We start from the raw sequence: 25136 nt of genomic DNA, 5'->3' as shown, positions 1-25136 counted from the left end.
CGTTCATGCGGTCTTCAAGGGACGATGCGCCGGAAACTTGCATAGTGGTCTGCCGTGTACCAGCAGGTGTCGGGCGTCCTGCGCTCGCCTGCGCAGACGATTCGTCTGGCGCCGCGATCACGCGACCCCGGGGTTTCGACCGTGTATTCGCGGTAGTTTCCGCGACGGACTGTGGGTAACTGGCGTTCTCGGTTGCCGAAAACCATGCCGTCTTTGTCGTGAGCAAACGGGCCACCGTTCAAAATTGATTCGTAAGTTCGCTGACCCTGCGTCGGCAGTTCGGTCAGTGCAATCGATTCCTTCGTGGATTGACCGGCTGGGCGACCGAACCAGTCGCGGGCTTCGACACTGGATGTTCCCGTCGCCAGCGCCGCCAGCAACAAGCCGGTAAACGCAAACTTCGAGGCAAAAAACGTGATCGAGGCCATTGACTGGACAGTGACCGCCAGGGGCACCAGAGGGAAAAGAGCGGGAGTCGAATTGGTGGATTAACCTTGGGGTTAACCCGAAAATTCAAGCCCACCAGTGTGCACCAGCTCGGCACAAATAGCAAGTACCCTGCTCAAAGATTGAGCAGGGTGCAAAGACTGCAGTGCGCCGCTAAGTTGGCGCCCGCTTTCGGTGCGACGCCTTATCTTTCGACGTTGGCGTCGGCGACTGTCAGCGCCGTCATGTTGACGATGCGACGCACAGTCGCGCTCGCCGTCAGAATATGCACAGGTTTGGCCGCACCCAGCAGGACCGGGCCGATGGCGATGTTGCCGCCTGCTGCCGTTTTAAGCAGGTTGTATGAAATGTTGGCGGCGTCGATGTTGGGGAACACCAGCAGATTGGCATTTCCCGCCAACGCGCTGTGGGGCATGACAGCGTCGCGCTGCTTGCCGTCCAGAGCCACGTCGCCATGCATTTCGCCGTCGACTTCAAGCCAGGGCGCCTGCACGCGCAGCAGCGCGAGTGTTTTGCGCATCTTGAGGGCGCTGGGCTCGTTGCTGGTGCCGAAGTTCGAATGCGACAGCAGCGCGGCCTTGGGCTTGAGCCCGAAGCGCAGCATTTCCTCCGCCGCCATGGTCGTGATTTCGGCCAGTTCTTCCGGGCTCGGGTCGTAGTTGACGTGCGTGTCGACGAGGAACACCTGGCGATCCGGCAGCAGCAGGCCGTTCATGCAGGCATAGACCGGCACGTCCTGCGGTGTACTTTCGCATCCGCCAGGTCGCTTGCCGATCACCTGATCGATGTAATGCAGATGCGTGTGCGTCGTGCCCCAAGTGCCGCAGATCAGGCCATCGACCTCGCCTTTGTGCAGCAGCATCGCGCCGATCAACGTCAGGCGGCGGCGCATCTCGATCTTCGCGGTTTGCACGGTCGTGCCTTCGCGCTCGGTCATGCGGTGGTAGGTCTGCCAGAAGTCGCGGTAGCGGTGGTCTTGCTCGACGTTGACGATGTCGTAGTCGAGCTCTTCCTTCAGTCGCAACCCGAACTTCTCGATCCGTTGCGCAATGATCGACGGCCGGCCGATGAGCGTCGGCCGCGCCAAGCCTTCGTCGACCACGATCTGTACGGCGCGCAACACGCGCTCCTCTTCACCCTCCGAAAATGCCACGCGCTTTTTCGACGCGCGCTTGGCGGCGTCGAAGATCGGCTTCATCGTCGTGCCCGACGCGTAGACGAAGCTTTGCAGCTTGTCGCGGTAGGCGTCCATGTCCTTGATGGGGCGCGACGCGACGCCGCTGTCGGCCGCAGCTTGCGCCACGGCCGGTGCGATCTTCATCATCAGCCGCGGATCGAAGGGCTTGGGGATCAGGTACTCGGGGCCGAAGCTGAGCTTCTCGCCGACGTACGCTGCGGCCACGCGTTCGCTCTGCTCGGCTTGCGCCAGCTCAGCGATCGCGCGCACTGCGGCAATTTCCATCTCGTCGGTGATCGTCGTCGCGCCGCAGTCGAGCGCGCCGCGAAAGATGTACGGGAAGCACAGTACGTTGTTGACCTGGTTCGGGTAGTCGGTGCGGCCGGTCGCCATGATCAGGTCGTCGCGCACCGCATGCGCGTCTTCCGGTGCGATCTCGGGGTTGGGATTGGCCAGCGCGAAGATCACCGGGCGGGGCGCCATCTTGGCGACCATCGCCGGCTTCAGCACGCCGCCTGCAGAAAGGCCCAGAAACACGTCCGCGCCTTCGATCACGTCCGACAGCGAGCGCGCTTCGGTGTTCTGCATGTACTGGCGCTTGTCGTCGTCCATCAGCTCGGTGCGGCCTTCGTAGACGACGCCCGCAAGGTCGGTCACGTAGACGTTCTCGCGCTTCAGGCCGACCTTGAGCAGCAGGTTCAAGCAGGCGAGCGCGGCGGCACCGGCGCCTGACGTGACGAGCTTGACCTGCCCGATGTCTTTGCCCGCGACCTTGAGGCCGTTGAGCATTGCGGCGGCAACCGTGATCGCGGTGCCATGCTGGTCGTCGTGGAACACCGGGATCTTCATCCGTTTGCGCAGCTCGCGCTCGACGTAGAAGCAGTCGGGTGCCTTGATGTCTTCGAGGTTGATGGCGCCAAAGGTCGGCTCCAGCGACGCGATGATCTCGACCAGCTTGGCAGGGTCTTTCTCGTCGATCTCGATGTCGAACACGTCGACGCCTGCGAACTTCTTGAAGAGTACGCCCTTGCCCTCCATCACCGGCTTGGAAGCCAGAGCGCCGATGTCGCCGAGCCCGAGCACAGCGGTGCCGTTGGTGATCACGCCGACCAGGTTGCCGCGCGAGGTGTATTTGAAGGCGTTGAGCGGGTCTTTGACGATCTCTTCGCAAGGGGCGGCGACGCCTGGCGAATAAGCCAGTGACAGGTCGCGCTGGTTGACCATTTGCTTGGTCGCCGCGATGGCGATCTTGCCGGGCACCGGGAACTCGTGATACTCCAACGCGGCGCGCCGCAGCTCGGCGCGTTTGTCCTCGGCAGAAGGCGCGGACGGGGTGGCGGGGGTCGATTCGAACATGGGCCTGGGCTCCTTGGGCTGCGCTGCAATCGCGCTTCTTCTGGGGGCGCCGATTGTAGACCTCGACCCCGCCCGACATAGGCCGCATGGCAGAGCCGAGCACGCCCGAAATCCGTGGGGCCGTGCGGGGCAATGTGGCAATATCCCCAGCTCAAAAACCACCCCGGCACATTCCGGACGAGGAGCGACCATGGCGCTGATGGATTTCATCAAGAAACAGTTCATCGACATCATCCAGTGGACCGAGACCGGCGATGGCACGCTGGCCTGGCGCTTCCCGATGGCGGAGATGGAAATCCAGAACGGCGGCTCGCTTACCGTGCGCGAATCGCAGATCGCGCTGTTCGTGAACGAGGGCAAGGTCGCCGACGTCTTCGGGCCCGGCATGTACAAGCTCACCACGCAGACGCTGCCGGTGCTCACGTACCTGAAGAACTGGGACAAGCTCTTCGAGTCGCCATTCAAAAGCGACGTCTACTTTTTCAGCACGCGCCAGCAGATCGACCAGAAGTGGGGAACGCCGCAGCCCATCACGATCCGCGACAAGGACTTCGGCGCGGTGCGTGTGCGAGCCTTTGGCAACTACAGCTATCGGATTGCCGACCCCAAGCTGTTTTATAACGAGATTTCGGGCACGCGCGACATCTACAGCGTGACCGATCTCGATGGCCAGTTGCGCGGCATCGTGCTGCAGAACATCAGCAACGCTATCGCCTCCAGCGGCGTGCCGTTTCTCGACCTGGCGGCCAACCAGATCAGCTTTGCGCAAGCGTTGGCCGCGCAACTCGTGCCCGAGTTCGCGAAGATCGGCATCAAGCTCGAGAACATCACGGTCCAGAACGTGTCGCTGCCCGAGGAGCTGCAGAAGATCCTCGACCAGAAGATCGGCATGGGCATGGTCGGCAACGACATGGGCAAGTTCATGCAATACCAGACCGCGCAGGCGATTCCGAAGTTTGCCGAGGGCTCGGCCAGCGGCGGTGGCATCGCGGGCGACGCAATGGGCCTGGGGGCCGGTGTGGCGCTCGGCCAGGTGATGGCGCAGAACCTGGCGCAGGGCCTGAATCCGAACAACAACGCCGCAGCCGCCGCGAGCGCTGCCGCAGCGGCGCAACCGTCGGTCGCGGTCGTCAGCCCCGCCGATGTCATGACCACGCTCGAAAAGCTCGGCGAGCTCAAGACCAAGGGCATCCTCACGCAGGAAGAGTTCGACGCCAAGAAGGCCGACCTGCTCAAGAAGCTTGTCTAGACGCGCGACATGGTCCTGACAGCGCCCCCGTGGCGCGTGTGCCGTGGCTGACGCCACCGGCAGCCAGCGCTACTACCGCGCGCCGTGTCCCGGCTGCGGCGCGCCGGTCGAATTCCGGTCGGCGCAGTCGACGTTCGCCATTTGCCCTTATTGCCAGAGCACTGTCGTGCGACAGGGCGACACGCTGGCGCGCATCGGCAAGATGGCCGAGCTGTTCGACGACTTCAGCCCGTTGCAGCTCTTTGCCGCCGGTCGCATCCAGGACAAGCCCTTCACGCTGGTCGGTCGTCTGCAGTACGCCTACGAAGGCGGCCGCTGGACCGAGTGGATCGCGCGACTCGACGGCGACCGCACGGGCACGCTCAGCGAAGACAACGGCGCCTACGTCTTCACGCTGCCGTACGAGCTGAAGCAGCCGGCGCCGTCGGCCGGAGCATTGGTCGTCGGCGCGACCACCGCGTTCAACGGCCAGAACTACACCGTCGCGTCGAACCAGCAAGTGACGCTGGTGTCGGCGCAAGGCGAGCTGCCGAAGCTGCCCGATCTCGGCAAACCGTTCGCGATGGTCGAACTGCGTAACGACCAGGGCCTGGTGCTGAGCCTGGATTACGGCAGCATGCCGCCCGCGGCCAGCCTGGGTCGATCGGTGCTGCTCGAAGACCTGCAGCTCGCCGGCTTGCGCGACGAATCGGGCAAAGAAGAAAAAGGCCGCGGCTTCAATTGCCCGAACTGCGGCGCGCCGGTCACGGTCAACTTCGCCGACAGCAAGACCATTACCTGCCGCGCATGCAACAGCATCATCGACCTGACGCAGGGGATCGGCGGTGAACTGAAGCACGCCGAGCAAGCCGAGCCGGTGCGCCCGCTCATCGCGCTCGGTGCACTCGGGCAGCTGCAAGGCGCGTCGTGGCAGGTGGTTGGGTTTCAGCATCGAATGGGGCAGGAGCCCGGCGACGACGAGATGTTCGGCTGGGACGAATACCTGCTCTACAACAAGAAGCGCGGCTTCAGCTTTCTGGTCGACGCGACCGACGGCTGGAGCATGGTGCAGCCGACCACCGGCGCGCCCACCATGGCCGAAAGCGGTTCCGCTGCCACGTACATGGGCAAGCGCTTTCAGCAGCAGTACGCCTACAACGCCGAGACGACCTATGTGGCGGGGGAGTTCTACTGGAAAGTTGAGCGTGGGCAAAAGACTTTCAACCGTGACTTCGCGGCCGGCGCCACACTGTTGTCCATGGAGCGTTCGGCGAACGAGCTGACATGGTCTTCCGGTGGCAAGCTCGACAGCGCGACAGTGGCCAGCGCGTTCAAGCTCGATGCGAAGAAGGACATGTTCAAGCGCGGCGACGTGCTGCCGGTGAGTGCGGCGTTGGGATCTGGCCTGGGCTGCGGCACCATCATCCTGATCGGTGTGGTGATCATTGTTCTGTTGATCATCCTTAGCACTTGCAGCAGCTCGTCGGGCGGCTCACGGAGCTCGGGCGGCTCATACGGCGGTTTTTCGAGTGGTGGTGGCCACAAATGACATCCATTTTTTCCGGAGGTCCTCATCATGGGATTTGAATATTTGAAGCCGGGCGTGATCCTGTCGTCGCTGGTCTTCGCGCTGATCGGCGTGCTGATCTTCTGGCTGTGCTTTTTGATCATCGACAAGCTCACGCCCTACGACCTCTGGCACGAAATCGTCGAGAAGCACAACGTGGCCTTGGGGTTGGTGGTCGCGGCCATGAGCCTCGGGATCTGCATCATCGTTGCCGCTGCGATTCATTGACCGACAGTGCGCTGAGCGGGCCTCGCTCGACAGGCCCGCAGCCGGTCGAAATTGCGCTGCTCGCGAGCGTCTTCGTCGTCGCGGCCTGCGGGCTGGTGTACGAACTGAGCGCGGCAGCGCTGAGTTCCTACCTGCTCGGCGACTCGGTGCTGCAGTTCAGCACCATCATCGGCACCTATCTGTTTGCCATGGGCGTGGGCTCGTGGCTCTCGCGCTATTTCGATCGGCAGTTGCCCGCGCACTTTCTGCGCATCGAACTGCTGGTGGCTGTTGTCGGCGGCTCGTTGCCGGCCATCCTCTTTCTCGCCAACGCGTACCTGCCGGGTTCGTTTCGACTGCTGCTCTACGGGCTCGTGATGATTGTCGGCACGCTGGTAGGGCTGGAGATTCCGCTGGTCATGCGCATCCTTCGGCGCAACGTGCTGCTGAAAGATCTGGTGTCGCAGGTGCTGACCTTCGACTACCTCGGCGCACTGGCTGTATCGATCGCTTTTCCGCTGGTGCTGGTGCCGCAGCTCGGCATGATCCGCACCGGCCTGCTGTTCGGATTCATGAATGCGGCGGTGGCCGTGTGGACGCTCTGGCTGTTCCGGCATGAGCTGCGCGGCATCGGCGCGCATGCAACGGCTTGTGCATTGGCGCTGATCGCGATCGGCACCGCCTTCGTGTTTGCTAACCACATCACGACGCTGGCCGAAGACAAGTTTTATCAAGACCGCATCGTGTTCAGCACCACGTCACCGTACCAGCGCATCGTCGTCACGCGTGGCCTGCTCGGGCATCGCTTGTTCTTGAACGGCAATCTGCAATTCGCCGAGCGTGACGAGTACCGCTATCACGAAGCGCTGGTGCATCCGGTCATGGCGGCGCAAGGTGCGCCAAAGCGCGTTGCGGTGCTGGGCGGCGGCGATGGCATGGCCGTGCGCGAAATCCTCAAATACCCGTCGGTCGAAGAGGTCACGCTGGTCGAGCTCGACCCGAACATGACGAAGCTCTTTACCGACCATGAGACGCTGGCTGCGCTTAACGGTGGTTCTCTGAAATCGCCCAAGGTGAAGATCGTCAACACCGATGCCTTCCAATGGCTGCAGCAACCCGGCGACATGTTCGATGTCATCGTCGTCGACTTCCCGGACCCGACCAACTTCGCGATCGGCAAGCTCTACACGAACAGCTTCTACGCGCTGCTCGAAAAGCGGCTTTCTGCGAGTGGCTATGCAGTGATCCAGACCACGTCCCCGCTGGTTGCGCGCAAGAGTTTCTGGACCGTCGCGACGACCATCGAATCGGTGGGGCTCACGGCCACGCCGTATCACGTGCATGTGCCAAGCTTTGGCGAATGGGGCTTCATCATCGCGAGCCGCCGGCCATGGCGCGCACCTGACGCGCTGCCTGGCGGCCTGCGCTTTTTGTCGGCGGCGACGCTGCCGCTGATGTTCGACTTTCCACTCGACATGGCACGCGTGCCGACTGAGGTCAACCGGCTGTCGAACCAGATCCTGGTGACCACTTACGAGAGCGAGTGGGGCAAGGTGGTCGCGCATTGAAGCGGCGAGATTTCATCGCGGCGACCGCAGGCGCCCTGGCGCTCGCCGGCTGCGACGCCCCACAGTCGATCGAGGGCGGCTTCACCGGCATCGAAGTGGCACGAGGCCATGCGCTGCGGGACGGTGCGCTGAAGGCATCGACGCCGACAACAGTGTTCCGCACACGTGTCGTGATCGCTGGCGGCGGCGTGGCGGGCCTGGCCGCCGCGCGCGCACTGCGACTCTCCGGCATCGATGACTTCGTGCTGCTCGAACTGGAAGACAGCGCTGGCGGCAACAGCCGCGGTGGGATGTTGGAAGGCATCGCCTGCCCACTCGGTGCCCACTACCTGCCGGTGCCCGGCGATGACGCGAGCGAAGTGCAAGACCTGCTCGAAGAACTCGGCTTGCGCAAGCGCGTGAGTGGCCGTTGGGAGTACGACGAGCGCAACTTGTGCCACAGCCCGCAGGAGCGGCTGTTCTTTCAAGGCGAGTGGCAAGAAGGCCTGCTGCCGGTGCATGGCGTGACCGAGTCGACGCTCGCGCAGTACAGGCTCTTTGCTTCCCGCGTCGAAGCGTCGCAGCGCAAGACGCGGTTCGCCATCCCAATGGCAAAGATGGCAGCGACGCCCGAGATGCTGGCGCTCGATGCGGTCAGCTTCGCGGCATGGCTCGACCAGGAAAGCCTCGGTGACACGCATCTGCGCTGGTACCTCGACTATTGCTGCCGCGACGACTACGGCGCTGGCCTCGCACACGTCTCGGCCTGGGCTGGCATCCATTACTTTGCAAGCCGACACGGCTTCCATGCGCCGGGCGACGACAGCGGAGAACGCGACGCTGTGTTGACATGGCCCGAAGGCAATGCGTGGCTCGCGCGTCGTATGGTCGGGCCACTCGGCGACCGGATCAAAGTGGCACATGCTGTCACGCGCATTGCCGAATCGCGATCCGGCGTCGAGGTCGATGCATTCGATGCCGCGACGAATACGACGATGCGCTGGGAGGCCGAGCGTTGCATCGTCGCGCTGCCGGTCTTCATCGCGGCACGTGTGGTCGAGAACTCGCCCGCCGTACTTCGCAATGCAGCGGCCAACGTGCGCTACGCACCGTGGCTCGTCGCCAACGTGCATTTGCGCGCGCCGCTCGGCGACAACGGGCACGGCGCTGCGCCGAGCTGGGATAACCTCGTCTACGATACGCCCGGCCTGGGCTACGTCGATGCGCGCCATCAGACGCTCGACCCGACGCCCGCACCGACCGTGCTGAGCTGGTACCGCCCGTTAGGCCCGAGCGCGAGCGATACGGGCGATGGTCGAAAGCTGTTGCTCGACCGGCCATGGAGCGGCTGGCGTGACGACCTGCTCGCCGAGTTGTCGGTGCCGCATCCGGACTTGCCTTCGCTCACGACGCGCATCGACATCACGCGCTACGGGCATGCCATGGCAATGCCGACGCCGGGGCTGCTGACCCAATTGGGTGCCGCGCAAAGAAGAGAACGCATCGTGAGCGGCCGACTGGCCTTCGCGCACGCCGACTGGTCGGGCTATTCGATCTTCGAAGAGGCCTTCACGCGCGGCCACTTCGCGGGACTCGAGTCTTGAAGACAGCGGCTCTTCAGGGCGGCGGCATCACATGACCGGTACGCCGAATTTCTCTGAGTGGTTGCGGATCAACTCCGTGTCCTTCACCATCGTCCGCAGGTGAAACGACACCGCGAAGTCGCCGTCGATCATCGGCGAGCGGAAGTCCGATTCGCCCCACAGCGTGATCAGTTCGTGGCCGTCGCGACCGGACTTCTTGGCCATGGCCAGCGACTTATTTCGTGCTTTCGTCTTGCGTGGCGAAAGCACGCAGCGTGTCGATGAGCAGGAACGCTACCGTCGCGCCCGCATCCTGCAGGCCCAGCGACTGCTCCTGGAAGCAGGCGGCTTTGCCATGCTGAGCCACCATCGTGCGGGTCGCTTCGAGTGCTTGCGCCGCGACCTCGGTTGCCAGCGTCAGCGCATCCGGCAGCGGCGATTGCGTCTTTGCTGACGATTCGAGCGAGGCTGCAATCGGACCGAGCACATCGACCACCGTCTTGTCGCCCGGCTGCGCCTTGCCGCGCTGCGCTACGGCATCGTGATAGGCCCGCCAGAAAACACTCCATTCGGCAGTGGAAAGCGTGAGGCATTCGCCCAGAGCCTTGCCGCCACTCATGAAACCGGTCGCAGTCAACGTGCCCATGGTCGATGGCGCTGCCTTGGCGATCGCCATACCGGCAAGCTGCAGTGTCTTGCCGATCGAGTCGCCCGTGTTGGCCTGGACCGAGACGAAGGCAGCGGCGAAGGCCTTGTTCATCGTGATGCCCAAGTCGCTGTCGCCGACCTTTCCATCGAGCTCGATCAGGAATGCGCGTTGCTGGGCAAAAACGTCACGCAGGCGTTCGAACAGTCCGGCCAGATCAGTCTTTCCGATGCTTTGCATCATGCAAGCCTCACAACGGGTTCTGCATGAAGAACGGAGACTGCGCTGGCGCCGCAATCAGTCGCTTGAGTTCATCGTCCAGATAGAGCAGAGAGATCGATGCACCCGCCATTTCCATCGCGGTGGCGAACTCGCCTACGTAGGCGTGAAAGATTGAAACTCCGCGCTCTTTCAGAATCCCCGAGACTCGCCGAAAGAGGATGTACAACTCCTCCTTGGGTGTCGCGCCGAGACCGTTCACCAGCACGACGACTTCGTCGCCTTTGCCCAGAGGACGTTCAGCCAGGATGGGTCGCATCATCTCGTCGACCACCGCGTCGGCCGACAACAACGGGCCGCGCCGAATGCCTGGCTCGCCGTGAATTCCCATACCGATTTCCATCTCCTCTTCACCAATGGAAAACGTCGCGTGGCCGACCTCCGGCACGATGCAGCTGCTCAGTGCCACGCCCATGGTGCGCGTATTGGCCTTGGCCTTTTCGGCAACGCGCTTGACTTCGTCCAAGGCCATGCCTTCACTCGCTGCGGCGCCAGCTGCCTTGAAGACGAAGAACGTGCCTGCAACGCCACGCCGCTTGTGTTCCTGCCCTGGCGGCGAAGAAGCGACGTCGTCGTTGCCGACCACCGACAACACCCGGATATTTTCCATTTCGGCCATTTCGGTGGCCATGTCGAAGTTCAGGATATCGCCGGTGTAGTTGCCGTAGATATAGAGCACACCGGCACCCTGATCGATGGCCTTGGTAACTTCGTACATCTGGTCGGCGCTCGGCGATTGGAAGACGCCGCCGACAGCGGCGCCGTCCAGCAGACCCGCGCCCACGAAGCCCAGGAACAACGGCAAGTGCCCCGAGCCACCGCCGGTCGCAAGGCCGACCTTGCCCTTGATACGCGGCTGCGTTGACACGAGGCATCGGCGATCCTGCGCTACGAAGCCGACCTGCTTTGGGTGCGCGGTGTAGATGCCGTCGAGCATTTCGTCGACGAAGTCTTCAGCTTGATTTAAAAACTTCTTCATATTCTTCTCCTTATGTTTTTCGTTCTTGCGCTTGGCACGGTCAACGCCGGCGGCGCACCACAAAGAACGCACCTGCAACCAGAATGAAGGCGCCGACCACCAGGCGCTGCCAGGTACTCGGCACGCCCGCCATGATCAGCACGTTGTTGATGACCACGACCAGCACCACGCCCAGCACAGTGCCGGTGACGGTCCCGGTACCGCCGGTGATGCGCGCACCGCCCAGTACGACCGCGGCGATGACGTCGATCTCCATCCCGACCAGGTCGAACGGGTTGGCCATTCGGCTGCTGCAGACGTGGATCATTCCCGCCACCCCGGCAAGAGCGCCGGTGTAGGCAAAGATGAAGAAGTGCACCGCGCGCAAGTTGTAGCCCAGGCGCTCTGCGACATCGCGACTGCCGCCAGTGGCAAAGATGGCGCGCCCCATGAGGGTCCGATTGAGGATCCACCAAGTGAGGCCGGCGACTGCAGGCAACGCCAGGAAGAACGCCGGCAACATGGCTTTGGTGCCGCGTACGGAGACGAACTCGATCAAGGCGAGTTTGCCGAAATGGTCCATTTGATCGGGTAACGAAGCGACCCATGCCGTACCGATGAAGGTCAGAAGAAATCCTCTGAACAAGTACTGAGTGCCGATGGTGACGATGAGCGATGGCGCTTTGAGTTCGTGGACCAGGAAGCCGTTGATCAGGCCGAGCACGCCGCCGCCCAGCGCTGCGGCGGCGAACACCAGTATCAGTGGCGCGCTCGGGAAGTGCGTCACCACCAGTTGCGTGACCGAATACATCGAGAGTGCGGCGATTGCCGTGAAGGACACATCGATGCCACCCGCCGCCAAAATAACGAACACGCCCAGCGCAAACAGCCCGGTGACCACGCTCGAGCGCGCGAGGTCGAAAAGAGTCGCGGCCTGGAAGAAGTCCGGATTGGCAATCCCTACGAATGCGCACAGGCACACCAGCAGGAACAAGGTGAAAAGCTCGGGGCGGCGGTCGAGGCGAATCCGCAGCCGGATCGGCCACGGCACGCGTGTCGGCGGAGCGACGATCACGATGTTGGCCGATGTCATGAAGCGGTCTCTCGTTGCGCAGCCACCATGGTGTCGTACAGGCTTTCTTCGTCGGCATCGTTGGCCGCAAATTCCCGCGCGACCTCGCCGTGACGCATCACCAGAATGCGGTCGCAGTTTTGCAGCAGTTCCGGGAGATCGTCGCTGATGACGATGAGCGCCATTCCTTTTTCGGCCAACGCCTGGATGGCTTTGTAGATCGTGTCTTTGGAGCCGACGTCGACACCGACAGTCGGACCGTGGAGCAGCAGCAGTTTGGGTTGGATGGTGAGCCATCGTCCGATCAGAACGCGTTGCTGGTTGCCGCCGGAAAGCGATTGCACCGGGAGATCGACACTCGGTGTCATGACGCGCAGCTCGGCGACCAGCCCTTCTGCAATCGATCGCGCCTTGGGCCTGTCGAGCAAACCCAGGCGGTTTTTCAAGCGGTCCAGGATCAGTGCACTCATGTTGATCAGGATGGGCTTGTCCAGGAACAGTCCTTCAGCCAGTCGATCCTCCGGCACGTAACCGATCCCGTGTTCGATCGCGTCCGACGGTCGAGTCAATGCGATAGGCGTCCCGTCCATGCTGATGACGCCGGAAGTTGCACCGAGTACGCCGGCGATGGCCAATGCCAGTTCGTTTCGCCCGGAGTCCATCAACCCTGTAATGCCAAGCACTTCGCCGCGCTCGACCTGAAAACTCACGCCCCGAAAAGAGTCTCCACAACCCAGGTTATCGACACGCAACAAAAGCTGCCCATCCGGACTGCCGCGCCGGTATCGGCTTCCATCGATGACCTTGCCGGTCATCAGGTGGCCGAGCTCGGACTTCGAGTAACTGTGGACGGGTCCTTGGGCCACGCATTGCCCATCACGAAAAACGATTGCGTTGCCACCGATTCGATAGCACTCGTCGAGCTTGTGGGTCACAAATAGAACGGCCACCCGTTCTCGCCGAAGTTCGTCCACCACGCGGATCAGGTTGTCCACTTCCTTTCGGGTAAGCGAGGTGGTGGGCTCGTCCATGATGACCAGCTTGGCCCGTGTGGCAATGGCGCGCGCGATGGCCAGGAGTTGCCGAACGGCCAGTGGCAAGTCGGCGACGATCGTGTCCAGAAACACGTCGTCCGTCGCCAGGTCGACCGAGGCGAGGGCGCGGCGCGCTGTCGATCGCATCGCATTGCGATCCAGACGCCGTGCCAGCCGGCCGCCGTAGCGCACCAATTGCTCCGACAAGGCCACATTTTCGGCGACCGTCATATTGGGTATCAGCGACAAGTCCTGATATACCGTTTCGATGCCCGCCGTCAGCGACTCGATCGGCGTCAGTGAACTGAAAGCGGTGCCGTCGAGCCAGATGACGCCTTCATCGGGCGGCTGCGCGCCCGAGATGATCTTGATCAGCGTGCTCTTGCCGCAGCCGTTTTCACCAAGCAGGTGATAGATCTCACCCCGTTCAATGCGAAGGTCGATGCCACGCAGCGCATGCACGCCCCCAAACCGTTTGTGGATGCCTTGTACTTTAAGAAATGCGGGCGCAGTCGCAACCTCGTCTGAGCTTTGCCGTGGTTCCATCGTCTGGCCCGCTTTGCTTCTATCGGATCAGAACAGGTAGTTCTTGTAAGTCACCTTGTCGGCAATGACCATGGCGTTACCGACGAGCAGCAATCCTGTTCCGGGTCCCTTGGTGACCGAGACTTTTTCGTAGCCTTTCACGCCAAGGTTGATGCCATCGGTCAAAGCCTTCTTTTCAAGCAGCATCTTGGCAACGGTGTTCATCGCGATGCCGGCATCTTTTGGATCCCAGAAGCCAATCGCCGTGATGGCGCCAGAGTCGAGCAATTTGGCAGAAGGGTTGGGCAGACCGGTCCCGACCAAGCAGACCTTGCCTTGCAGACCAGCCTCCTCAATGGCGCGTCCGATGCCGAGCACGTCGTTGCCCGCAGAGCTTTGGAAACCGCGAATATCGGGGTGCTTGCGAAGGATCTCCTTGGCTTTCTCATAGGTCTTGTTGGCGTCGTCGAATGACTCGTTCTTGGCGTCGACCAGTGTCATGCCCGGGTAGCTCTTGGCATTCGCGGCCCCCGCATCGACCCACTGCAGATGGGTGCGGCTTCCCAGCGATCCGACAAACGATGTCCACTTGCCCTGCTTGCCCATGCAGTTGGCGAGCTTCTCGTTCAACGCGGTGCCGTAGGCGGCGTTGTCGAACGCTTCGATGTTGGCGTTGGTGTTCTTCTGGTTATCGGCTTCGTGAGTGACCACGACGATGCCGCGGTCCATGGCGCGCTTGAGCACGCCTTCGATCACCGCCGGGTCCATCGGCACCACGGCCAGCGCGCTGACCTTTCTGGCGACCAGATCGTCGATGATCTTCAGCTGCTGTGCGGCGTCGGCCGTAGCGGGGCCGCTTTGGCTTGCCACTAGCGTTGGGTTCGATGCGGCGAATTCCTTGACACCCACGTCCATCCGGTTGAACCATGGAATCCCGCTGATCTTGACCACGGTCGCGATCACGGGCTTGTCTTGCGCGCTCAGCACGCCGACGGTGGCAACCAATGCCGCTCCGATGACGGAAGCCTTGAAAGAAATGCGTTTCATGCGAGTCTCCAATTTCTAAACCCTCAGGACAGAGTCTTCGATGCAGGAGGGGTCTGCAGCGAGGAGGTGACAGATCGAATCGGTCGTCTGAAAAGGCTGCCGATGTCGTAGCGGCTGATGGCGAGAAACGCCAGAAGCAGAGCACCCCAGGCGCAGTCGCGAAAGAAGTTCGAAACGTCGGCAAAATTGAGCATGCTCGACAGCAATTGCAGCGCCGTCGCAGACAGGAAGAGGCAAGTCATCCGGCCATAGCCACCTTCCGGCTTCACGCCCGCCATGACGGTAATCAAAATCGCGATCAGCAGATACGACTGGCCGTAGTCCCACTTCACGTTGACGTTTCTCGAAGCGATCAGCACACCGGCGACCCCGGCAAGCACGCCGCAAAGACCGTAGGTCGTGACGAGCAGGCGGGTCTGTCCGAACCCTGCGTACCGCGCCGCCTTGGGATTCGTGCCCATGAGAAACAAGCGGATGCCAAAGGGACTGAACTTCAGAACCGCGCCGACCGACACCATGACGGCGCAGAAGATGAGAAACGAAATTGGCACCCCGAAAACCAAGCCGTTGCCGATTTCCATCAATGGCCCGGCACTCCCGACCCTGACCGACGGCCCGCCCGACAAGACCACGGCCAGCCCGGTGAACACGAGTTGGGTACCCAGCGTGCACAGAATCGGAGTCAGGCCGATTCGTGCGATCAGAAGCCCGTTGACGATGCCGCCGACCAATCCGACGACGAGGGCGACCGCTGCGAAGGCTGCCGTGAAGAGTATCGGGGCGTCATCGGCGGAGATAAGCGGCGACACCAACAACGCCGAAGTGACGCCGGCCAGATTGGCCAACGAGATGCCCGACAGATCGATGCCGCCGTTGCCGGAGCTCATTGCCAACATCACGCCCATTGCGAGCAAGCCGAGCTCGGGCAACTGGCCGGCCATCGACTGAAGGTTGTACGGGTCGATGAAAGCCCCGCGCGACATGACGGCTCCGGCCAGCAACACAACGAGGTTGATGCCGACAAGGAACAGCAGTTGCGGATCGCGCTTGGCACTCACTTTGCTAAAACCTATTGACGTTTAGTTAATATCCTAGGATGTCGAGCTACGTCAAGAATCGGTAAAAACCCTTGTGGATTACCAATGGAGATGCTCAAACTATCAGTCGACTGAAAACACAGTCAATTGGAAAATTAGTGAGAACAGTTGGTTGATAACGGGGTCGTTCAGCTACTATTTACTAAAATAAAATTGTGTTCGCGCGAAGTCGCGAACACGGAAAGCACCGATCGCATGACGCCGACCATCAAAGACATTGCCCTGTCTGCCCAGGTTTCACCGGCCACCGTATCGCTCGTCCTGAACGGCAAAGGTGCAATCTCGGACGAGACCCGCGCGAAAGTTTTGGTGGCCGCGGCAGGGCTGAACTACATGCCGAAACCGGCCAAAGCCGCGAAGGCGGGTCACGTCGGCACCTTGCGTTTTTTAAAGATCGCCAAGCACGGCCACACCGTGAACCGCGACCACAACACCTTTATCTCCGACTACATCGATGGCATGTCCCAACACGCGACCGAACGTGGCTTCAAGCTGGAGGTTGTGAGCCATGAGGGCCAGTCGATCGAGGACGTCGTGGCCTCGCTTGCGGGTGCAAACCTGAGTGGCGTCGTGGTGTTGGGCACGGAGTTGACGCAAGGGGATATTCAGCTATTTCAGGCCACAGAGATTCCGCTCGTCGTCATCGACACCTTCTATGACGTGCTCGAGTGCAATTTCGTCAACATGAACAACAAGGACGCGGTCTACAAGATCCTGTCGCACTTCGTGGAGCGTGGGTTCCGGCGAATCGGCTTCATTGCAAGCAACGTCAAGACGATCAATTTTCATTTGCGCCGCGAAGCATTCGTGGAGGGCATGAAAGCGTTCGGCCTCAAGTTCAGTCCGCGCGATATCGTCACGGTCGATTCGACCTACGAGGGCGCGTACCAAGACATGTTGCGAAAGCTGCAGGACGGCCTGACGGTTCCGGAGTGTTACTTCTGCACCAACGACATCATTGCGTACGGATGCATCAAGGCATTGCGCGAGTTCGACATCCGGATTCCCCAGGATCTTTCCCTGATCGGCTTCGACAACCTGCCGATGAGCGCAACCATGGACCCGCCGTTGACGACCATCGACGTGTCCAAGCAAAAGATCGGCTATCTCGCCATCACGCTGCTCGCCGAACAAACCCGGTCTCAGATGAGCAATCCTGCCGTCAAGATACTGGTCGGCGCCGACCTGATCGTCCGGGGGAGCGTGCTGCTGAAGGCGGTTGATCCCGTAACGGTCGCAGCACGGGTGAAAGCCGCATTGGCGGCCTGACCTAAGCCCGCATCAACGCCTCGATCTCGTCCCCGTTCACAGGCACCCCGCGCGAGATCAATTCGCAGCCCGTCGCGGTGACGATCGCATCGTCCTCGATGCGGATGCCGATGTTGTGGAAGCGCTCGGGCACGCCTTCGCCCGGCCGCACGTAGATGCCGGGCTCGATGGTCAGCACCATGCCGGGATGCAGGATGCGGCTCGGCCGGTTCTTGATGATTTCGTTCGACAGCGGGTCTTTGCGCTCGCTCACTTCGCCGACCTGCGTCGGTTCGACGTAGCTGCCGCTGTCGTGCACGTCCATGCCGAGCCAGTGGCTGGTGCGGTGCATATAGAACGGAAAGTAGGCGCGTTTTTCAATCACGTCGTCGACGCTGCCGACCTTGTTGGCGTCGAGCAGGCCGACATCGAGCATGCCTTGCGCGAGCACCTTCACTGTCGCCTCGTGCGGGTCGTTGAAGCGGTTGCCGGCTTTGGTTGCAGCCACGGCCGCGTCCTGGCTCGCCAGTACCAGGTCGTACAGCGCGCGCTGCGGGCCGGTGAATTTGCCGTCGGCCGGAAAGGTGCGGGTGATGTCGCTGGCATAGCTGTCGAGTTCGCAGCCGGCGTCGATGAGGACCAGGTCGCCGGCATGCACGGGTGCCACGTCGGCGCGGTAGTGCAGCACGCAGGCGTTGGCGCCGGCGGCCACGATCGAGCCGTACGCCGGGTATTGTGAACCGCCGAGGCGGAACTCGTGCAACAGCTCGGCATCGAGGTGGTACTCGCGCACCTCCTTGCCTTCGCGCAGCATGCGGGCACTGAGCTGCATCGCGCGGATGTGCGCACGCGCGCTGATCTGCGCGGCGCGGCGCATCACGTCCTGCTCATGCGCATCCTTGACCAGCCGCATTTCGTCGAGCGGGCCGCAGAGATCGCGTTGCTCTTCGGGGCACAGCGCGCCGAATCGGACACGGGCGCGCACCGACTGCAGCCAGCCGTCGACTCGGGTTTCGAGTCCTTTGTGCGTCGCGAACGGATACCAGACGGTCGATTTGTTTTCGAGCAGCCTGGGCAGCTTGGCGTCGAGATCCGTGACCGAAAAAGCCTCATCGATGCCGAGCGCGGACGGCGCGGCGTCGGGGCCGAGTCGAAAGCCGTCCCAGATCTCGCGCTCCAGGTCCTTGGGCGCGCTGAACAGCGTGGCACGACCGTCGCCAGCCAGCAGCAGCCAGGCGTTGGGTTCGGTGAAGCCGGTCAAATAGTAAAAGTAGCTGTCGTGCCGAAACAGAAAGTCGCTGTCGCGGTTGCGCTGGCGTTCAGGTGCGGTCGGGATGATGGCGATGCCGTCGCGGCCGAGTTGGGCGGCAAGGCGGGCGCGGCGGCCGGCGTAGATCGAGGTGTCTGTCATGGCGTGTCTTTCGTCATCTCGTGTGGTCGTCAGCGGTTCAACCCGGCGGTGCAATTCAGCGGTTCAAAACAGCGAGTCGCTCGGGCGTGCCTACGTCGGTCCAGGGTCCGGTGTAGAGCTCTGCGCTTACCTGGTCATTGTCCATCGCGGCACGCAGGATCGGGGCCAGCGGGGCTTTGATGCCGGCCGGATTCCCGGCGGGGATGCCGCAGTACGGAGGTGCGAAGAGGGCGGCCCGATAAAGGGCGATGGTCGAGAAGGTGTACGCAGCGTCCGGGGCGATGGCTCGATTCAACGCTCGGCCGTCGGGGGCGATGCCGAAGTCGCCCTTCGGGTTGTGCGCGGGATTCGGCACGAGCCACAGATGCGCGAGCTTCCCGCTGGCGACGAACCGATCGAAGGCCTGCCGGGTGAACGCGAACTCTGGCGCGAAGACGTCGCCTGCGGTCACCCAGAAGACATCGCCGAGAAGCGGCAGCGCACGAACGATGCCGCCGGCCGTTTCGAGCGCGCCGCCGAAGTCGCGGCCCTCGTCGGAGTACGCGATCGATGCCGTGCCGACAGCGTCGAACAACGGCTGCGATCCGAAGCGGCGTGCAATCTGTTCACCGAGCCAGTCGGTGTTGACCACCATGTCGCCGAACCCCGCGCGCGTCAGCGCTTCCATCGGCCATTGCATCAGCGGCTTGCCATGCACCTCGAGCAGCGGTTTGGGCGTGTGATCGGTCAAGGGCCGCATGCGCTCACCACGGCCAGCAGCCAGGATCACGGCTGCCGCTCTGCGCGCAGCGTTCGCTTTCGGGATATCGGTTTCCGCTTTCACGAGGAAAGGGCCATTACTTCGCCGCGCTGCAGTGCGTGGCGCTCGACATGGCGCGGCGCCATCAAGGTGACCAGCGCGTTCAGCAGCGCGTGCGCCTTGGTCGAATGATCGCCGCCGAAATTGCAGACGTAGACGTCGAGCGTCACGGCGCGTTGCTCGGGCCAGGTATGAAGGCACAAGTGCGATTCGGCCAGGAGCAGTGTGGCGGTCACGCCGCCCGGTCCGTGCGCGGTGGCAGGAAAGGTGTGGAACAGCCGGGCCACGCATTGCAGCCCCGCCGCTTCGACGGCCTCCACGCATGCCGCCCCCAATGCTTCGGCGTCGAGCAGCCAGTGCGCGGTGCACTGGCAATCGTGGAGGTCGGCGGTGAGGTGCAAGCCCTGCATGGGCTTGAATGTAGCGCGCCTTGCGGGGTTGCCGACTGCCGCCCAAGCCAAGGCGACGGACGACCTAAAATATCCATTCCCCCAAAACTCTCCCCGAAAGCCCCCCGACATGGCCAACAAAGCCCTGATGGCCAACGCGATTCGCGCGTTGGCAATGGACGCCGTCCAACAAGCCAACTCGGGGCACCCGGGCGCGCCCATGGGCATGGCCGACATGGCGGTCGCGTTGTGGAGCGAGCACCTGCGCTACAACCCGGCCAATCCGCACTGGTTCGACCGCGATCGCTTCGTGCTGTCGAACGGCCACGCGTCGATGATGTTGTATTCGGTGCTGCACCTGACCGGCTACGACCTCCCGATGTCGGAGATCAAGAACTTCCGGCAGCTGCACAGCAAGACGCCCGGTCATCCGGAAATCGACGTCACGCCGGGCGTTGAAACCACCACCGGCCCGCTGGGCCAGGGCATTACCAACGCGGTCGGCATGGCGCTGGCTGAAAAGCTGCTCGCGACCGAGTTCAACCGCAAGGGCCACACCATCGTCGACCATCACACCTACGCCTTCCTGGGCGACGGTTGCATGATGGAAGGCATCAGCCACGAAGCCGCCGGTCTCGCCGGTGCCTGGCGGCTCGGCAAGCTGATCGCGCTGTACGACGACAACGGCATCAGCATCGACGGCCAGGTCAAGCCCTGGTTCATCGACAACACGCGCGAGCGTTTCGAGGCGCATGGCTGGAACGTCATCGGCCCACTCGACGGCAACGACGAGAAGGACGTGTCCAAGGCCATTGCCAAGGCAAAGAAGAGCGGCGCTGACGACAACAAGCCCACGCTGATCATCTGCAAGACGATCATCGGCAAGGGCAGCCCGCACCGCCAGGGCACGGCCAAGGCCCATGGTGAGGCGCTCGGCGCCGAAGAGATCAAGCTCACGCGCGAGGCCCTTCACTGGCCCTACCCAGCGTTCGAGATTCCCAAAGAGGTCTATGACGATTGGAACCACAAGGCGGCTGGCGCCGAAGTCGAAGCCGACTGGAACAGCCGCTTCGCCGCGTACGCCGCGGCGTTCCCGGCACTGGCATCGGAGTTCACCCGCCGCATGAGAGGCGAGCTGCCGAAGGACTTCAACCAGACCGCCTTCGACACCGTCGTCGCTGCGCACACCAAGGCCGAGACTGTGGCCAGCCGCAAGGCCAGCCAGCTCGCGCTCGAATCGTTCACAGCGGCGCTGCCGGAAATGCTCGGCGGCAGCGCCGACCTGACCGGCTCCAACCTCACCAACACCAAGAGCACACCGCCGCTGCGCTTCGACCCGAAGACCGGTGCCGTCGTGCTCGGCGCGATTGCGCAGCCTGCCAAGCAGGGTGCCGAAGACGAAGCCAAGCCCGCCAGCGCGGCAGACAGCGTCGTCACCGTTGCGTCCGCCGAGCCGTTGAACATCATCGGTCGCCACATCAACTACGGCGTGCGCGAGTTCGGCATGGCCGCAGTCATGAACGGCGTCACCGCGCACGGCGGCTACATCCCTTATGGCGGCACCTTCCTCACGTTCAGCGACTACAGCCGCAACGCTATTCGCATGGCCGCGCTGATGAAGCGCCGCGTGATCCACGTCTTCACGCATGACTCCATTGGTCTCGGCGAAGACGGCCCGACGCACCAGTCGATCGAACACGCATGGTCGCTGCGCCTGATCCCCAACCTCGACGTCTGGCGTCCGGGCGACACGGCCGAAACCGCGGTCGCATGGGCCGTTGCGCTGCAGAACGCCACGCGCCCGACGGCCCTGTTGCTGAGCCGCCAGAACATCGCCTACGCACCCAAGACCGACCTCGGCGACATCAGCCGCGGTGCCTACGTGGTGTCCGAGCCGGAAGCGGTCGGCATGAAGAACAAGAAGACCGCCGCGGTCATCATCGCGACCGGCTCCGAAGTGCAACTCGCGCTGGCCGCGCAGAAACTGCTCGCTGCAAAGAAGATCGCAGTGCGGGTCGTGTCGATGCCTTCGACCACCACCTTCGACCGCCAGGACGTCGCTTACAAGAAGGACGTGCTGCCGAAAAAGCTGCCGCGCATCGCCGTCGAAATGGGCGTGACGGCCGGCTGGTGGAAGTACGGTTGCGCGGCCGTGGTCGGCATCGACACCTTCGGCGAATCGGCACCCGCGCCCGAGCTGTTCAAGTACTTCGGCTTCACGGCGGAGAACGTTGCAGCCACGGTCGAAGCGGTGCTCAAGCGCTGAGCCTGGCGCAGTCGAGAACCAAAGAACACAGTCGTTTTTTCAACCTTCAGGAGCAAGTCAACATGGCAATCAAACTCGGCATCAACGGCTTCGGCCGAATCGGTCGCAACGTGCTGCGCGCAGCGGTGCAGAATTTCAGAAACGAGATCGAGATCGTTGCCATCAACGACTTGCTCGAGCCCGACTATCTGGCCTACATGCTGCAGTACGACTCGGTGCACGGCCGGTTCCAGGGCGAGATCGCGGTCGACGGCAACACGCTGATCGTCAACGGCAAGAAGATTCGCCTGACGCAAGAGCGCGACCCGGCCAACCTGAGGTGGAGCGACGTCGGTGCCGACATCGTGCTCGAATCGACTGGCCTGTTCCTCACCAAGGAAACGTGTCAGAAGCACATCGACGCGGGTGCCAAGAAGGTCATCATGTCGGCGCCCTGCAAGGACGACACGCCGATGTTCGTCTATGGCGTCAACGACAAGAAGTACGCCGGCGAAGCCATCATCAGCAACGCCAGCTGCACCACCAACGCACTGGCCCCGCTGGCCAAGGTGCTGAACGACAAGTGGGGCATCAAGCGCGGCCTGATGACCACGGTGCACGCCACCACCGCGACGCAGAAGACGGTCGACGGCCCAAGCAACAAGGATTGGCGCGGCGGCCGCGGCATTCTGGAGAACATCATTCCTTCGAGCACTGGCGCGGCCAAGGCGGTGGGCGTGGTGATTCCCGAGCTCAACAAGAAGCTGACGGGCATGAGCTTTCGCGTGCCGACCTCCGACGTGTCGGTGGTCGACTTGACGGTCGAGCTGATCAAGGAAGCGACCTACAAGGAAATCTGCGCCGAGATGAAGGCGCAGAGCGAAGGCGCCCTGAAAGGCGTGCTGGGCTACACCGAAGACAAGGTCGTCGCGACCGACTTCCGTGGCGACCCGCGCACCTCGATCTTCGACGCCGACGCCGGCCTGGCGCTCGACAGCACCTTCGTCAAGCTGGTGAGCTGGTACGACAACGAATGGGGCTATTCGAACAAGTGCTTGGAGATGGTGAAGGTCGTCTCCAAGTAAAAGCACGCGCGGACCGGCGACGGCGAAAGCGAATCCGCTCCCCGCAAGCCAGCGCACTCTTCGGGGTCTGCTGGCTTTTTTTGCGCCCGGCTCGCCCGCTCCGGCTCAGCTCAGCTCAGCTCAGCTCAGCTCAGCTCAGCTCAGTTGGGTGTGTTGCGCCGCGCTTCGTCATGCTGCCGTTGCAGGCGCGCGACCTGGCATTGCGGGTGGCTGGCAAAGACCGGATCGGCACACACGTTGTTGACGCAGATGGCACGCGAGAAGAAGTTCAGCTCCGCGCACTGCGCTGTCGGGTCGCGCCCCGAAACCCGTGCCGGCGATGGCGCTGAAGTGCGCGCAGCCGTCGTCTTCTCGGGCGGTGTCGAAGCCACCCATGGCGTGTCCGGCGCTGCCCGCTTCGGCGGTCTGGACAACAGCGCGATCGCGGCGTCGGCTGCGGCAAGCGCTGCGGCGTCGCGTTCGCTGCGCTGGCTCGGCACGGCGGCTGGTGAGGCCGACGGCTTTGCTGTTTCCTTTGCACCGACACCGACACCGACACCGACACCGTTCGCCGTGGCCGCCTGGGCCGTACCAACCGATGCGCCGGCGCGAATGCGCGCCGCTGCCGACTGCCCGAGATACCACATAAGCCCTATGGCGAGCAGCAGCGCCAGCATGAGTCCACTCGCCAGCGAAAGGCCGATCGGCGTCACACGGATCTTCAATTTGCGATGGGTCGAAAGCGCCGATTCGGCGGGCGGTCGTTGTGAGACATGCCCGCGAGTCGAGCCGTTGGCACCGGTCTGCGCCAGCCGACCGCTCAAGCTCGCAGGCGCTGTCGCGCGGCCGGGCACTGCGTAGAACGCTGGCAGCTTGCCACTGCAGCCGCGACAGTACTGGGCCGCGTCCCGATTGGACGTTCCACACGTTTCGCAAACCACAGCCATCCGGAAATTCCTAGCCTTGCGCACCGTGCGCCGGCCGATTGTCTTCGGAAGCAGTCCACGCTGCGTCGGATCTTGGCTACAAAAGTACTCGGCATTAACCCACTGCCGAGCGCTGCCAAACCAATGGCGGCAACAGCGGCCAGTGCGACTTGCGCTGCAGCCAGCGCATCGAAGCCCGCGACCGACACGGCGCTGCCGAGTCCCAGCACGACCAAAGCGTCGACCATCGCGGCTGCGAGCATGCGTGACCCCGATGCCGGGCGGCGCATGGGACGCTCGTCGCTTGCCTCGAGGCTGGCAACCCACGCCACACTCCATGCGCCGCCATGCGCCAGCGCCAGCCACCACCACGCCGACGCGCCCGGCGCAAGTGCCCACGCGGTCCCGCCGAGCACCAGCAGCACGGCACAGAAGGCGGGTGCTCTGGCGGCAACCGTCACGTGACCCAACTTCAAAAGCACGGCGGGACCGAACATGGCAGCAAGGTGCAGACCCAGCACGAGTTCGGGCGAGACACCGTTGCCGCGACACCAGCCGACCATCAGCGGCAAGCTGCACATCATCGGCAACATCACGAGCGACGTCGCCTTCTTCGGCCACCGCGAAGATGGGCCCGAGGCGGCGCGCGCCCAGGCCGGTATGGAGCCATCGAGCAGTGCGCAGCGGCCTTTGCTGGATGCGACGGCGCCACGTGGCATGAGCGCGGCGAGGAGCAGCGCAGCGATCAGCGCGCCGTTCGCCAGACGGGCGCCCATGGCGTTCACAGCCGTCGGATCACCGATGCACCAGAGTGCCAGCGCCGCGCCCACGGCGCCTGCCACGACGGGCGACGCCCGCCGCGGCCTGCCCGGCCCGCGGCAGGCTCGGACCGTGGCCGACGCCAATGCAAAGAGCAAGGCCCAGCTCATCGCTGCAGCGATGACGACGCCCATGCCGCCCCCCCGCAATGCGGCGTGGAGCGCTGACGCCGCGGACAGCGCGGCGGCGAGCAGCAGCACAACGGCCAGCCATCGGCGCGGCGGAAATCGACGCAGCGCTTCAGTGAACAAGCCGATCGACAGCAGCCATACCGCGAGCACTGCGAAGGCCTGTAGAGGCCCAGACGTCAGCGTCTGCGCCACGGTTCCGAGGCCGATCCAGCCCGTCAGCAAAAGGGTCCAGGCGAGTGCTCGGGTCGTGTGCAGACGTGCTGTCGCCCCATCGACGCGCGCGAAAGTGGAGGCGGGAGCCGTCATCGTGCGTTGCATGGCGCGTGCCGGCGCA

General features: G+C 63.1%; 22 protein-coding genes. 8 read left to right on the top strand and 14 right to left on the bottom strand.

All coding sequences use genetic code 11. The annotated features are described in order from the left end of the window. Nucleotides 1-14: 14 nt before the first annotated feature. Both H7F36_RS05420 and H7F36_RS05415 read right to left on the bottom strand, forming a co-directional pair. Nucleotides 15-428, bottom strand: coding sequence for a ribonuclease domain-containing protein (locus H7F36_RS05420; RefSeq protein WP_187053716.1), 414 nt, complete (start codon nt 426-428; stop codon nt 15-17). Between the two features lie 203 nt (nt 429-631). Then, entirely contained in the window at nt 632-2980 is a 2349-nt protein-coding gene (locus H7F36_RS05415) for an NADP-dependent malic enzyme (RefSeq protein WP_187053715.1), read from the bottom strand. 190 nt (nt 2981-3170) lie between these two features. Here H7F36_RS05415 and H7F36_RS05410 point away from each other — a divergent pair, with 190 nt between their 5' ends. From H7F36_RS05410 to H7F36_RS05390, 5 genes are read left to right on the top strand one after another with little or no spacing between them, the layout of a single operon-like run. Continuing rightward, a complete protein-coding gene (locus H7F36_RS05410; protein ID WP_187053714.1) occupies nt 3171-4229 on the top strand; it encodes an SPFH domain-containing protein in 1059 nt (352 codons plus the stop codon). 43 nt (nt 4230-4272) lie between these two features. After that, nucleotides 4273-5757, top strand: coding sequence for a DUF4178 domain-containing protein (locus H7F36_RS05405; protein WP_187053713.1), 1485 nt, complete (start codon nt 4273-4275; stop codon nt 5755-5757). Between the two features lie 27 nt (nt 5758-5784). Further along, the gene (locus H7F36_RS05400) at nt 5785-6003 is read left to right on the top strand and encodes a DUF350 domain-containing protein (RefSeq protein WP_187053712.1); all 219 of its coding nucleotides are present in this window, start codon (nt 5785-5787) and stop codon (nt 6001-6003) included. Next, nucleotides 6000-7550, top strand: a complete 1551-nt coding sequence (locus H7F36_RS05395) for a polyamine aminopropyltransferase (protein WP_187053711.1) — start codon at nt 6000-6002, stop codon at nt 7548-7550. Before H7F36_RS05400 ends, H7F36_RS05395 begins: the two co-directional genes overlap by 4 nt. Next, nucleotides 7547-9133 (top strand): FAD-dependent oxidoreductase, encoded by a 1587-nt coding sequence (locus tag H7F36_RS05390; RefSeq protein WP_187053710.1) that lies wholly within the window; start codon nt 7547-7549, stop codon nt 9131-9133. The genes H7F36_RS05395 and H7F36_RS05390 overlap by 4 nt, the downstream gene beginning before the upstream one ends. Before the next feature lie 27 nt (nt 9134-9160). Here the strand turns inward: H7F36_RS05390 and H7F36_RS05385 are convergent, their stop codons facing one another. Genes H7F36_RS05385 through H7F36_RS05355 form a run of 7 tightly spaced genes read right to left on the bottom strand, consistent with a single transcriptional unit; the run spans nt 9161 to nt 15731 of the window. Continuing rightward, nucleotides 9161-9337 (bottom strand): hypothetical protein, encoded by a 177-nt coding sequence (locus H7F36_RS05385; protein ID WP_187053709.1) that lies wholly within the window; start codon nt 9335-9337, stop codon nt 9161-9163. 10 nt (nt 9338-9347) lie between these two features. Then, a complete protein-coding gene (locus tag H7F36_RS05380) occupies nt 9348-10001 on the bottom strand; it encodes a dihydroxyacetone kinase subunit L (protein WP_222620436.1) in 654 nt (217 codons plus the stop codon). Nucleotides 10002-10008: 7 nt separating this feature from the next. After that, nucleotides 10009-11016: a dihydroxyacetone kinase subunit DhaK gene (locus H7F36_RS05375; RefSeq protein WP_187053708.1), complete on the bottom strand. Its 1008-nt coding sequence runs from the start codon at nt 11014-11016 to the stop codon at nt 10009-10011. A 40-nt stretch (nt 11017-11056) separates the two neighbouring features. Beyond that, nucleotides 11057-12088 (bottom strand): ABC transporter permease, encoded by a 1032-nt coding sequence (locus H7F36_RS05370; protein ID WP_187053707.1) that lies wholly within the window; start codon nt 12086-12088, stop codon nt 11057-11059. Further along, nucleotides 12085-13647 carry a sugar ABC transporter ATP-binding protein gene (locus tag H7F36_RS05365; protein ID WP_187053706.1) on the bottom strand — a complete coding sequence of 521 codons (1563 nt, stop codon included), beginning with the start codon at nt 13645-13647 and terminating at the stop codon, nt 12085-12087. The genes H7F36_RS05370 and H7F36_RS05365 overlap by 4 nt, the downstream gene beginning before the upstream one ends. Before the next feature lie 27 nt (nt 13648-13674). Then, on the bottom strand, nt 13675-14673 hold the full coding sequence (locus tag H7F36_RS05360) for a substrate-binding domain-containing protein (protein WP_187053705.1): 999 nt from the start codon (nt 14671-14673) through the stop codon (nt 13675-13677). Between the two features lie 23 nt (nt 14674-14696). Further along, nucleotides 14697-15731, bottom strand: coding sequence for an ABC transporter permease (locus H7F36_RS05355; RefSeq protein ID WP_261802506.1), 1035 nt, complete (start codon nt 15729-15731; stop codon nt 14697-14699). A 234-nt stretch (nt 15732-15965) separates the two neighbouring features. Between H7F36_RS05355 and H7F36_RS05350 the strand changes: the two genes are divergently transcribed. Next, nucleotides 15966-17039 carry a LacI family DNA-binding transcriptional regulator gene (locus H7F36_RS05350; RefSeq protein WP_187053704.1) on the top strand — a complete coding sequence of 358 codons (1074 nt, stop codon included), beginning with the start codon at nt 15966-15968 and terminating at the stop codon, nt 17037-17039. Nucleotide 17040: 1 nt separating this feature from the next. Here the strand turns inward: H7F36_RS05350 and H7F36_RS05345 are convergent, their stop codons facing one another. The 3 genes from H7F36_RS05345 to speD are packed head-to-tail and all read right to left on the bottom strand — an operon-like array spanning nt 17041 to nt 19638. After that, complete coding sequence (locus H7F36_RS05345; RefSeq protein WP_187053703.1) at nt 17041-18429, bottom strand: aminopeptidase P N-terminal domain-containing protein; 1389 nt, start codon at nt 18427-18429, stop codon at nt 17041-17043. A gap of 55 nt (nt 18430-18484) precedes the next feature. Beyond that, nucleotides 18485-19198, bottom strand: coding sequence for a nucleotidyltransferase family protein (locus H7F36_RS05340; RefSeq protein WP_187054811.1), 714 nt, complete (start codon nt 19196-19198; stop codon nt 18485-18487). 50 nt (nt 19199-19248) lie between these two features. Then, the gene (gene speD, locus H7F36_RS05335; RefSeq protein ID WP_187053702.1) at nt 19249-19638 is read right to left on the bottom strand and encodes an adenosylmethionine decarboxylase; all 390 of its coding nucleotides are present in this window, start codon (nt 19636-19638) and stop codon (nt 19249-19251) included. 109 nt (nt 19639-19747) lie between these two features. On the opposite strand from speD, the gene H7F36_RS05330 reads away from it, so the two are divergent. Both H7F36_RS05330 and gap read left to right on the top strand, forming a co-directional pair. After that, nucleotides 19748-21883 carry a transketolase family protein gene (locus H7F36_RS05330; RefSeq protein ID WP_187053701.1) on the top strand — a complete coding sequence of 712 codons (2136 nt, stop codon included), beginning with the start codon at nt 19748-19750 and terminating at the stop codon, nt 21881-21883. Between the two features lie 62 nt (nt 21884-21945). Then, nucleotides 21946-22947 (top strand): type I glyceraldehyde-3-phosphate dehydrogenase, encoded by a 1002-nt coding sequence (gene gap / locus H7F36_RS05325; RefSeq protein ID WP_187053700.1) that lies wholly within the window; start codon nt 21946-21948, stop codon nt 22945-22947. 140 nt (nt 22948-23087) lie between these two features. On the opposite strand, the gene H7F36_RS05320 is transcribed toward gap, so the two are convergent. Beyond that, on the bottom strand, nt 23088-23651 hold the full coding sequence (locus tag H7F36_RS05320) for a hypothetical protein (RefSeq protein ID WP_187053699.1): 564 nt from the start codon (nt 23649-23651) through the stop codon (nt 23088-23090). A 95-nt stretch (nt 23652-23746) separates the two neighbouring features. Further along, nucleotides 23747-25108, bottom strand: a complete 1362-nt coding sequence (locus tag H7F36_RS05315) for a hypothetical protein (RefSeq protein WP_187053698.1) — start codon at nt 25106-25108, stop codon at nt 23747-23749. Nucleotides 25109-25136: the final 28 nt, after the last annotated feature.

Origin of the sequence: Variovorax sp. PAMC28562 (assembly GCF_014303735.1) — a bacterium.
Lineage (GTDB): Bacteria > Pseudomonadota > Gammaproteobacteria > Burkholderiales > Burkholderiaceae_C > Variovorax.
This window is presented reverse-complemented; position numbering and strand designations above follow the sequence as displayed.

Excerpts from the sequence above, each read along its gene's own strand:
- H7F36_RS05420 (WP_187053716.1), bottom strand. The coding sequence starts at position 428 with ATGGCCTCGATCACGTTTTTTGCCTCGAAGTTTGCGTTTACCGGCTTG.
- H7F36_RS05415 (WP_187053715.1), bottom strand. The coding sequence starts at position 2,980 with ATGTTCGAATCGACCCCCGCCACCCCGTCCGCGCCTTCTGCCGAGGAC.
- H7F36_RS05410 (WP_187053714.1), top strand. The coding sequence starts at position 3,171 with ATGGCGCTGATGGATTTCATCAAGAAACAGTTCATCGACATCATCCAG.
- H7F36_RS05400 (WP_187053712.1), top strand. The coding sequence starts at position 5,785 with ATGGGATTTGAATATTTGAAGCCGGGCGTGATCCTGTCGTCGCTGGTC.
- H7F36_RS05385 (WP_187053709.1), bottom strand. The coding sequence starts at position 9,337 with ATGGCCAAGAAGTCCGGTCGCGACGGCCACGAACTGATCACGCTGTGG.
- H7F36_RS05380 (WP_222620436.1), bottom strand. The coding sequence starts at position 10,001 with ATGATGCAAAGCATCGGAAAGACTGATCTGGCCGGACTGTTCGAACGC.
- H7F36_RS05375 (WP_187053708.1), bottom strand. The coding sequence starts at position 11,016 with ATGAAGAAGTTTTTAAATCAAGCTGAAGACTTCGTCGACGAAATGCTC.
- H7F36_RS05370 (WP_187053707.1), bottom strand. The coding sequence starts at position 12,088 with ATGACATCGGCCAACATCGTGATCGTCGCTCCGCCGACACGCGTGCCG.
- H7F36_RS05365 (WP_187053706.1), bottom strand. The coding sequence starts at position 13,647 with ATGGAACCACGGCAAAGCTCAGACGAGGTTGCGACTGCGCCCGCATTT.
- H7F36_RS05360 (WP_187053705.1), bottom strand. The coding sequence starts at position 14,673 with ATGAAACGCATTTCTTTCAAGGCTTCCGTCATCGGAGCGGCATTGGTT.
- H7F36_RS05350 (WP_187053704.1), top strand. The coding sequence starts at position 15,966 with ATGACGCCGACCATCAAAGACATTGCCCTGTCTGCCCAGGTTTCACCG.
- H7F36_RS05345 (WP_187053703.1), bottom strand. The coding sequence starts at position 18,429 with ATGACAGACACCTCGATCTACGCCGGCCGCCGCGCCCGCCTTGCCGCC.
- speD (WP_187053702.1), bottom strand. The coding sequence starts at position 19,638 with ATGCAGGGCTTGCACCTCACCGCCGACCTCCACGATTGCCAGTGCACC.
- H7F36_RS05330 (WP_187053701.1), top strand. The coding sequence starts at position 19,748 with ATGGCCAACAAAGCCCTGATGGCCAACGCGATTCGCGCGTTGGCAATG.
- gap (WP_187053700.1), top strand. The coding sequence starts at position 21,946 with ATGGCAATCAAACTCGGCATCAACGGCTTCGGCCGAATCGGTCGCAAC.
- H7F36_RS05315 (WP_187053698.1), bottom strand. The coding sequence starts at position 25,108 with ATGACGGCTCCCGCCTCCACTTTCGCGCGCGTCGATGGGGCGACAGCA.